This is a genomic window from Stutzerimonas stutzeri (assembly GCF_000935215.1).
Lineage (GTDB): Bacteria > Pseudomonadota > Gammaproteobacteria > Pseudomonadales > Pseudomonadaceae > Stutzerimonas.
The window spans coordinates 1-421 of sequence record NZ_JXXD01000310.1 but is presented as its reverse complement, the minus strand read 5'-3'; the positions used below and the strand labels follow the sequence as shown (position 1 = coordinate 421).

Genomic DNA, 421 nt, shown 5'->3' with positions numbered 1-421 from the left:
GCAAAAACTGAGTGCAACACCTGACCTTTCCGGTACGGTGCTGCCCTATGTCTTATTCCGAACTCAGCGTTGAAGAGCGTGCCACCATTCAAGTTAGTCATGCCCAAGGCCTCAGCTTGCGCAGGATTGCCTGCTTGATCAACCGATCCCCTTCGACGGTCAGCCGAGAGATGCGCCGCAATCGAGATGCAGCTGGCAGCTACTCGGCCCGCGTGGCTCAGCAGCGGATGAAGGTCCGCCGCCAGGCTTGTCGGCCCATGCGAAAGCTGCTGCCAGGTAGTGAGCGCTTTGAACTGGTGATCCATATGCTGCGCCAGCGTTTGTCTCCCGAGCAGATTGCCGGCAAGCTGCGCAGTATGAACATACCCAGTCTTAGAGATGCCTACGTCTGTCGCGAGACGATCTACAACGCGATCTATGC

At 57.5% G+C, this 421-nt stretch carries 1 protein-coding gene; it reads left to right on the top strand.

Features of this window, described 5'->3' with window-relative positions; genetic code table 11:
* Window positions 1-47: 47 nt before the first annotated feature.
* Window positions 48-421 (top strand): helix-turn-helix domain-containing protein (locus LO50_RS22275; protein ID WP_044316401.1); only part of this gene is annotated, 374 nt, incomplete at its 3' end.